7 protein-coding genes and 1 pseudogene are annotated in these 8429 nt (G+C 64.6%); 4 read left to right on the top strand and 4 right to left on the bottom strand.

What is annotated here, in order from left to right; genetic code table 11:
• On the top strand, positions 1 to 190 hold a 190-nt coding region (locus VGL01_RS06445; protein WP_331568027.1), incomplete at its 5' end, for a hypothetical protein.
• 51 nt (positions 191 to 241) lie between these two features.
• On the opposite strand, the gene VGL01_RS06450 is transcribed toward VGL01_RS06445, so the two are convergent.
• Positions 242 to 1339 carry a glycosyltransferase family 4 protein gene (locus tag VGL01_RS06450; protein WP_331568028.1) on the bottom strand — a complete coding sequence of 366 codons (1098 nt, stop codon included), beginning with the start codon at positions 1337 to 1339 and terminating at the stop codon, positions 242 to 244.
• A gap of 324 nt (positions 1340 to 1663) precedes the next feature.
• Here VGL01_RS06450 and VGL01_RS06455 point away from each other — a divergent pair, with 324 nt between their 5' ends.
• Entirely contained in the window at positions 1664 to 2452 is a 789-nt protein-coding gene (locus VGL01_RS06455; RefSeq protein ID WP_331568029.1) for a sulfite exporter TauE/SafE family protein, read from the top strand.
• A gap of 60 nt (positions 2453 to 2512) precedes the next feature.
• Here VGL01_RS06455 and VGL01_RS06460 read toward each other — a convergent pair whose 3' ends face one another.
• Together VGL01_RS06460 and VGL01_RS06465 are read right to left on the bottom strand one after the other, a co-directional pair.
• Positions 2513 to 3589: a glycosyltransferase family 4 protein gene (locus VGL01_RS06460; protein WP_331568033.1), complete on the bottom strand. Its 1077-nt coding sequence runs from the start codon at positions 3587 to 3589 to the stop codon at positions 2513 to 2515.
• Positions 3586 to 4821, bottom strand: a complete 1236-nt coding sequence (locus VGL01_RS06465; RefSeq protein WP_331568030.1) for an oligosaccharide flippase family protein — start codon at positions 4819 to 4821, stop codon at positions 3586 to 3588. Before VGL01_RS06465 ends, VGL01_RS06460 begins: the two co-directional genes overlap by 4 nt.
• Before the next feature lie 257 nt (positions 4822 to 5078).
• Between VGL01_RS06465 and VGL01_RS06470 the strand changes: the two genes are divergently transcribed.
• Positions 5079 to 6368: a glycosyltransferase family 4 protein gene (locus tag VGL01_RS06470; RefSeq protein ID WP_331568031.1), complete on the top strand. Its 1290-nt coding sequence runs from the start codon at positions 5079 to 5081 to the stop codon at positions 6366 to 6368.
• Between the two features lie 9 nt (positions 6369 to 6377).
• Here the strand turns inward: VGL01_RS06470 and VGL01_RS06475 are convergent, their stop codons facing one another.
• Positions 6378 to 7577 (bottom strand): acyltransferase, encoded by a 1200-nt coding sequence (locus tag VGL01_RS06475; protein ID WP_331568032.1) that lies wholly within the window; start codon positions 7575 to 7577, stop codon positions 6378 to 6380.
• Between the two features lie 331 nt (positions 7578 to 7908).
• On the opposite strand from VGL01_RS06475, the pseudogene VGL01_RS06480 reads away from it, so the two are divergent.
• Positions 7909 to 8429: pseudogene (locus VGL01_RS06480) on the top strand (hypothetical protein); the annotation flags it as partial.

Genomic DNA, 8429 nt, shown 5'->3' on the forward strand with positions numbered 1-8429 from the left:
CGGACGCTCGCGGCTCGTTCTCTTCGAACGAACCGATGCCCACCTCGACGAGTATCACTACTGGGGCGGCGCTCCCGCGTTGGCGCGCTACGACTTCGAGGCCGACGGGCACGCGCTGGGAACCGAACAACGGCTCGGCACGTTGCCGGGCCGGTACACGGAGACGCTGCGGCTGGACCGCCTGCAATAGGCCTCGGACGGCGTCTGCCGAAGGCCGGAGGGGCCACCGGATGGGAACCGCCTATCCGATCACCTGCCGTGCGATGGCAAGATAGCGCTCGGCCGTATCCTCGAGCGTCAGACCGTCGAGCGAGCGCTGCGCGCGAGGCTCGCCGAGCGCGGTTGCAAGGGCTTGGGCATAGCGGTCGATATCGCTCGTCTCGACGAGTTGCACACCGGGCCATCCACGCGCGAAGGCAAACGAATCGATCGTATTGGCGACGACGGGAATACCGGACGCAAGCGCTTCGAGAAAACCGATGCTGTGCGCCTCGAAGCGCGAAGGCATCGCAAAGACGCTCGAGGCAGCCAAAATCTCGGCGACATTGGTCTGCGGCCCCGTGACCTCGACATGCGAAGCAAGCCCGAGCTCGTCGACGAGCGCGCAGACCTTGGCATGGTAGGCGACATCGTCCACGACACCGCACAGCAAGAGCCGCGCATCGGGCTCGACATCGAGCACCCGCTTGAACGCGCGTACCGTCTCGAGGTGCCCCTTCTCGGCAATATAACGGCCGATCTGAACGATGCGCTTGGCGGCATCGCCGCCCGTTGCCGCGCCGGCCGAACCCGCCTCGCCGCGCGGCCCACGTACCGATTCGCGAAGGCGAAAACGTTCCGCGTCGACGCCGTTCGGCACGACGATGAGCGGCGGATGCCGGCCGATCGCGCGCCGATATTCATCGATGTTCTTCTGCGATACGCCGATCACAGCCTTGGCGCGCAACGACAAAAGCCGCTCCGCACGCTGCAGGCGGTTGTCCTGAAAATCGTCGACGCCCGAGTGCATGACCCAGACGATCGGCACGCGTACCGGTAGCGCACGCACGTACAGGGCGGGAATCGTGGCGTGCGCGAAGATCACGTCGGGCTTGAAGCGGCGAATCGCGCGATAGAGAAACAGCAGGCGGCCGAGCTTTTCGTAGCGCCGGGGCGGAAAGACACAGGTGACACGATTCGCCGCCAGCTCGCCTGCTGCCGGCGCGAAATCGCCGTGCGCCGGCAAGAGGGAAGCGATGCAAACGCTGTGTCCGCTTTGCTGATGGTCGATCGCGATGCCCTTCACGAGCATCTCGGCGCCAGAAAGCCTCGGCGCGAGGATCAACTGGAAAATGCGCATAGTGTCCCTGTGGCGAATAAGGGCAAAAAATCCGCCCCATGTACGGCATGCATTGGACGTGCCGCATGCCGCCCGCGCACCAAAGTAACGTGCGGCAGGGCCAGTGCGCTCGCCATCTTGTAGTGGGTTTCGGCCCGCCCGCGCACGGCTGGCGTAAATCGACAGACCGGTCTTATCTGACCTTATCGAGCGTTCCGGCGCCACTTTTGCGACAATGGCTGTTTTCGCGCGTCGATCGTGCGTGTGCAGCGCCACCGCGTCGCCGCTTTCGATCCGCTTTCCGGTCCTTTCGCGCCGCTTTGTCGCGGCCACACCCTATCGCACATGGCTCTGCCCCATATCGATCTCCTGTACTCCGTATCCGGCCTGGCAGTCGGATTCCTGGTCGGATTGACCGGCGTCGGCGGAGGCTCGCTGATGACGCCGCTGCTCGTGCTGCTGTTCGGGGTGCATCCGGCGACGGCCGTCGGCACCGACCTGCTCTACGCGGCCGCGACCAAATCGGCGGGCACGCTCGTGCACGGTCTGAAGGGGTCGGTCGAATGGCGCATCACGGGCCGGCTCGCCGCCGGCAGTGTGCCGGCAGCGGCGCTCACGCTGTGGTGGCTCCAGCATCACGGCATCCACTCGCCGCGCGCGACAGCGCTCTTGCAGCATATCCTCGGCACCGCGTTGCTGATCACGTCGATCGCGCTCGTGTTCCGCCCGCAGCTGATGCGATTCGCGGCCCGCACGCGACGCCAGCCTTCCGCCGGCAGCACCACCGCATTGACGATCCTGACGGGCGCCGTGCTCGGCGTGCTCGTCTCGCTGACTTCGGTCGGCGCGGGCGCCATCGGTGTGACGGTGCTGTTGCTGCTCTATCCGTCGCTACCGACAGCGCGCATCGTCGGCTCCGACATCGCCCACGCCGTACCGCTCACGCTCGCCGCGGGCATGGGGCACTGGCTGCTCGGCTCGGTCGATTGGATGATGCTGCTCTCGCTGCTGATCGGTTCGCTGCCCGGCATCGCGCTGGGCAGCCACTTATCGGCACGCGCACCCGAAACGCTGCTACGCAATCTGCTGGCGGGCGTGCTCGTACTGATCGGCGTGCGGCTCGTCGTGCTCTGACATCGCGCTGACGCGATGCCTGCATCGACGGCGTGCGCGGCGCGCACGACATCCGGATGATCAGAAAACGACGCCTTGACGGACCACTTTGCGAGCAACGTCGAGATAGCGCTCGGCCGAATCCTTGAGCGTGAGCCCCGTCAGTTCGCGTTGTACGCGGCTTTGATTGAGCGCCGCGACGAGTGCGCTCGCGTAGGCGGCCGTGTCATCGGTGTCGACGAGCTGCACGCCCGGAAAGTCGTTCGCGAAACGGAACGGCTCGATGGTGTTCGCCACCACCGGAATGCCCGATGCGAGCGCTTCGAGAAATCCGATGCTGTGCCCTTCCGAGTGCGAAGGCATCGCGAATGCGCTCGCTTGCGCGAGCATCCGCGAGACGTCGGTGCGAGGGCCCTCTATCGCCACGGCATGCGTGAGACCGAGCATCAGGACGAGCTCGATCACTTGCGCATGGTAAGCGGGATCTTCGATCACGCCGCACAGCAGGAGCCGGGCGTCGGGCACTTCGCGTATCACTTGCGCGAACGCGCGCACGGTCTGCAACTGGTTCTTGATCGCCGTGTAACGTCCGATCTGCACGATTTGCGGAGCGCCGCCGCTCGCTTCGGCCGCGGCGTCGTGAAGAAAGCGCGCCGGGTCGACGCCGTTCGGAATCACGATCATGTGCGGGTGTGGCCCCACCGTGGCGATGTAGTCGTCCACGTTCGTGCGCGAGACGCCGACCACCGCGCGCGCGCGCGCCGACAAAATCCGCTCGACGCGTCGGAACAGGTTCCGCTCGAAGTCGTTCGTTGCCGAATGCATGATGTAGACGATGGGCGTTGCGATCGGCAACGCACGGACATAGAACGCCGGTATCGTCGCATGCGCGAAGATCACGTCGGGCCGCACGATGCGAATGACCCGGTAAAGATGCCAGAGCTTGCCGGCCATGCCGTGCCGCTTGAGCGGAAAGCGGCACGGCACGTCGCCTTGCGCAAGCTGGCGCCGCAATTGCTCGAAATCGTCATGCGCGGGCAACAGCGATGTCAACGAGACATGGTGGTCCTCGGCCCGCTGATGCAAGGCGAGCTCGGTGGCGAGCACTTCTGCGCCGGATAACCGCGGTGCGAGCACGAGATGAAGAATCCGCATCATCTGGCCTTTACCGTTCGGTACAGCATCCATAGCGTCGCCGTGGCGAGTCCCGCGGTCATTCCCCAGGCAATGCCGGTCACGCCCCAGTAGTGGGTCGCGGGCGGCACGACCGAGAACAGCACGACGACCTGCATCACGGAAGCCTGCGTCGCCGCGCGCGCATCACCGACGGCTCGCAGGTACGACACGAGCACCGCGATCAATGCGCCCAGCGCCATGTTGATGACGAAGATTCGGAACAGCGGCACCGCGGGCATCCATTGTGGTCCGAGCACGAGCGAAAACAGCGGCGCCGCGAGCCATCGCAACAGCACGACGATCAGCGCGAGCCCGACGCCGGCGGCCACGAGATAGAGCTGAAAAATGCGTGCGGCGCGCGCCGCGTCGCTTCGATGATGGGCCGAGAAAGTCGGAAAGAGGTATTGCGACATGGCGATCGCGGCGTCGGCGAGCAGCATTTGCGCGAGGCGCGACGACATTTGATAGGCACCGAGCTGTGCCGGTCCCAGCATCTTGCCGACCACGAGCTTGTCGAACTGATTGAGCACGAGGTTCACGACACTGCTCGCCCAGATCCAGCGGGAAAACGCGACATAGTGCCCAATGCCATGCCAGCGCAGCGCGATGGGCGGGCGCGGTCGCATCGTGGCCCAGGTCAGCGTGCTCTTGATCGCCTCGCCGAGCGCCATGCCGATCAACACGGAGATCGCGCCGGCACCCGCGATGGCCAGCAACAGGCCCACTGCGCAATCGGCACACGCCGCGGCGATCTCGACCGCGGCAATATGCTTGAAACGGCGCTCGCGCTGCACGACGAAGTAAGTCGGCGACGCCACGCCGCGCAAGAGCGGCAACACAGCGGCAAGCTGCAGCAGCAGGATCGATCCATCGAGATGGAATTGCGCGGCCATCACCGGCGCGAGCGCGAGCAGCAGCAACGCGACGAACGCGCCCCGCGCCATCAGCGTTGTCCACACCGCGCCCAGTTCGGTGTGCGTCGGGGCTTCCCGCCCCTGGATGACCGCTTGCGCAAGTCCCGTGTCGGACAGCGACTCGGCGATCGCCACGGCGAGCAGCGCCACACTGACGCTACCGATCGCGGTCGGCCCGAGAATGCGCCCGATGGCGAGAAACTTGAGCGCCACGAGGCCACGCACCGCGACCTGCTGCAGCAATACCCACGTGGCCGCGCTCGTGCCCAGCCCCGCTCGCATCGATAGCGTCGCAAACATGCTCGATCTCACTTCCCTGCCCCACGATGCGCTCACGTTGGAAAAACTGCCCCGATTCAGAAGTAGAAAGCACAAAGTACCTTGTAGACGGCGGCTGGTGGCGCCATCTAGTAGGCCCGACCCGCCATCCTGGCGAGACGACCTGTTCTTTTCCGCCATGACGTGAGCAAAAATGACGGATGACGTAACGCAGCAGGTGGTACGGTCACCGTGTCCCAACAGCTTCGGGCCGCAAGACCGACGAGAGCGACGAGACGATGCAAAACGACATTTCTCCCCCCGGCGCACGCGCCATACCCGAAGCGGTCCCGGCGGCACTGCCCGATGCGACGTGCAAACCGACACCGCGCGACACCGTGCTCGTCATCGAGCCCAACTTCACCGGACATCGATGGCGGTACGCGCAGTGGGCGGCCGAAGCCTACACGGATGCCGGGTATCGTTGCGTCGTGGTGACCGAATCGCGTAACGAGGACCATCGCCTCGCGCGCAAGATCACGAGCGCCGCGCGCGACGATCTCGAAATCGCGTTCGTCGATCCGCAGCAGGAGCGGCCCGGCGGGGCGGCCGGTCTCGAGCGGATTTCATATGTGCGCCATCACCGCTATTTCCGCTACGCGTACCGGCTCATCGCACAGTTCCAGCCGGTTTCGCTCGTCGTCGTGCCCTATGTCGACTACTTTCTCTACGCGCTGCCGTTTCTCGGTTCGCCGTTTGGCGGCGCTCCCTGGATCGGCATCACGATGCGCTCGTCGTTTCATCACAGAACGGTCGGCGTGAAAGCCCCCGATCGGCGCGTCGTCAACGCGGTGAAGGCTTACCTGTTTCGCCAGGCCGTGCGTGTGAAGGGCATGCGCGCGTTGCTGTCGATCGACCCGACGCTCAGCGAATGGAGTGCGCAGGCGCTCGGCCAGCGCGCTGCCGTCGTGCGTTATCTGGCCGACCCGTTTCCCGACGCGCGTGCGGACGACCCTGCCGCGGCCCGCGCGAAGCTTGGGCTCGCGCCCGACGCGCGTCATCTGCTCGTGTACGGCTCGATCACCGATCGCAAGGGCATTCGAGAACTCGTGGCGGCGCTCGAAACGATGCACGACGCACCGACGCTCGTGGTGGCCGGAGAACAAGACGGCGAAACGCGCGAATTCCTGCGCACGCGCGCGCCGCGCTTGACGCCTGCACCCGTCGTATTGGACCACTTCATCACGAACGAGATGGAGTTCGATCTTTTCTCGGCATGCGATGCCGTCTGGCTCGGCTACCAAGGGCACTACGGCATGAGCGGCGTCCTGGTGCAGGCCTACCGGTTCGGCAAACCGGTGATCGCAACCGCCGAGGGCCTCATAGGCTGGTTTTGCCGCGGCGGCACGCTGGGCCCCGTCATCGACGATCTTTCGCCGCCCTCCATCGCAGCCGCGATCGAAAAGGTATTTGCGCGCAGCGCGGATCCGGCCGATCGCACGCAAGCGCCGGAAGGCGCGCACGAGCGGCTGCTCGAACGCAACACGCTCGATCAATTCAAACGCACGCTGCAAGAAGCGATGGCCTGAGCGCCACGCCTACGACGGCTGGCTGCCGACGACCGGCACGTTCTCGGGCTCGGCCGGCGGCGTCTTCGGCACGACGGGCACCGGTGCGCTCGGCTCGGCGCTCGCGACGCCCTGAGCCGGGAACAGCGCGTTGCGCAGGAGCAGGAATGGGAATTCGATGAGCCGCGTCGTGATGTACCCAGCGGATATGGCGATGGCGATCTGAAACGCCAGCGCGAGCGCCCAGATGACCAGCGCCGGCAAGCCGAGCGCGCTCGTCTTCGCGATCAGGATATCGGCCGGTGCGAACGCGATCGAGTGCCAGAGATAGATCCCGTACGAATAGACACCGACCCATGCGATCGCACGAAAGAGCCAGATACGCGCCATCGCGCCCGTATGTTCGAGCATGAGGACGATGAGCGCAACGTACCCGGCCGACTGGATGGTGTAGCCGATGCTCTCGTCGAGCGAATCGTGGCGTGTGGCGAACGCGAGCCAGGCCACGAGGAAACCGACGATCGCGAGCAGCATGCCCTTCTTTTGCGCGAGGCGGCGATAAAGCTCGGGCTTCATCCAATACACGGCCGCGAGCATGACGCCCGCGAGCAGGCTGTCGATGCGGTATTGCGTCTGGAAGAACGCGGCGTCGAGTCCGCCGTTTACGACGACGATCGAACGCCCGATCAACACCGCGAGGCAAATCAAGCCGAGCATCGCGAGGATCGCATTGGCACGCAGCTTCCACCGCGCGAACAGGAGCAGCAGCGCCGGCAGCAGCAGATAGAAGTGCTCCTCGACTGCGAGGCTCCAGGTCTGGGAAATCGACGTCCCCAGGTAGTTCTGCAAATGCGTGAGGTTTTGCACGGCGAACGTGCTCAGCGGATGACGGCCCGCCACCATATGAAACGCAATGAGTACATAGTAGGCCGGCCAGATCTTGAAGATCCGCCTGACGATGAAGCGGCGTGCATCGATGACGCCGGTGCTCGCGTACTGGCGCAGCAGCAATCCGCCGACAAGAAAACCGCTCAGCGTGAAGAACAGGTTCACCCCTTCCCGGCCGAAATGCGTGAATGGGTATTGGATGATGGGTATCACACGAAAGCCGGTAGCGACCGTATGAAAGTGATAGCCCATCACCGCGATGATCGCGATGCCGCGCAGGAAGTCCAGTTCGATCGTTCGGTTTCGGACGATCGCCTTGGCTCCTCCGAAGAGAGTGCCCATCTGTTTCACCTCGTTCTCTCTTTATCGTCTTTGCGCGCCGCGGTGCTTCCGAAGCGCGCTGCCTATAGCGATGTTCCGATGCTCCCGCTGCCGCCGTCCGCCAATATCGCGCCGATCAGCGACATGGGGCCCGACCGTTGCGCTCGCGCATCAGTGCCGTCTGCCTCGTGACGCCGAACGATAGTCTCGATCCGCCAGCCGCGCTTTCGAACAGCCGGGCCAACGTTATAGTCGGACAGGAAACCATTCCCCGTGGCTTGCTTTTTGCGTCAGCCGAAGGAGGAAGGTCGAGCGACGACGCTCGCACAACGATCAGGGAGAAACCACTCCAATGGCAACCGCTGCCCCCTATCAATCGACATTGGCCGGGCATCCCGTGTCACGCTATAACCGCTACGCGAGTCTGTGGATCTGGATCTTCATCTGCCCGCTCGCGATGGACTACAAGGCCATCAGCGATACCTCGAGCCACCTCGCGCAAATCCTGCTGGCGGTGCCGGCGTTGGCCGGTGGGGCGATGCTGATGTTGATCGCTCCGCGCCTCACGGACCGCTCGAGCCTGCGCTCGTTCGTCTGGCTCGCGATTGCGCTCGCGGTCCCCGGCAGTCTCGTCACGCAATTGATCCAGGACAACCCGATCGGGCAATACCTGCGTGTACTGTTGCCCTTCGTGCTTTTCCAGATGGGCTTCATCGTCGCCTGCCGCCCGTGGCAGGAAGGCCGTGTCGAGCAATTCGAAAAGGCGATGTTTTGGGCCAATGTCATTGCGCTAGCCTTCACGTTCGTCTATGGCATGGCAACGGGCGGGCCGCTCGAAGACGTGCGCTATCGCATCGTATCGGCGACGTTTCT

This window comes from Trinickia sp. (assembly GCF_036503415.1).
Taxonomy (GTDB): domain Bacteria; phylum Pseudomonadota; class Gammaproteobacteria; order Burkholderiales; family Burkholderiaceae; genus Trinickia.

Coding starts and splice junctions, on each gene's coding strand:
- VGL01_RS06450 (WP_331568028.1), bottom strand. CDS start 1,339: ATGCGCATTTTCCAGTTGATCCTCGCGCCGAGGCTTTCTGGCGCCGAG.
- VGL01_RS06455 (WP_331568029.1), top strand. CDS start 1,664: ATGGCTCTGCCCCATATCGATCTCCTGTACTCCGTATCCGGCCTGGCA.
- VGL01_RS06460 (WP_331568033.1), bottom strand. CDS start 3,589: ATGATGCGGATTCTTCATCTCGTGCTCGCACCGCGGTTATCCGGCGCA.
- VGL01_RS06465 (WP_331568030.1), bottom strand. CDS start 4,821: ATGTTTGCGACGCTATCGATGCGAGCGGGGCTGGGCACGAGCGCGGCC.
- VGL01_RS06470 (WP_331568031.1), top strand. CDS start 5,079: ATGCAAAACGACATTTCTCCCCCCGGCGCACGCGCCATACCCGAAGCG.
- VGL01_RS06475 (WP_331568032.1), bottom strand. CDS start 7,577: ATGGGCACTCTCTTCGGAGGAGCCAAGGCGATCGTCCGAAACCGAACG.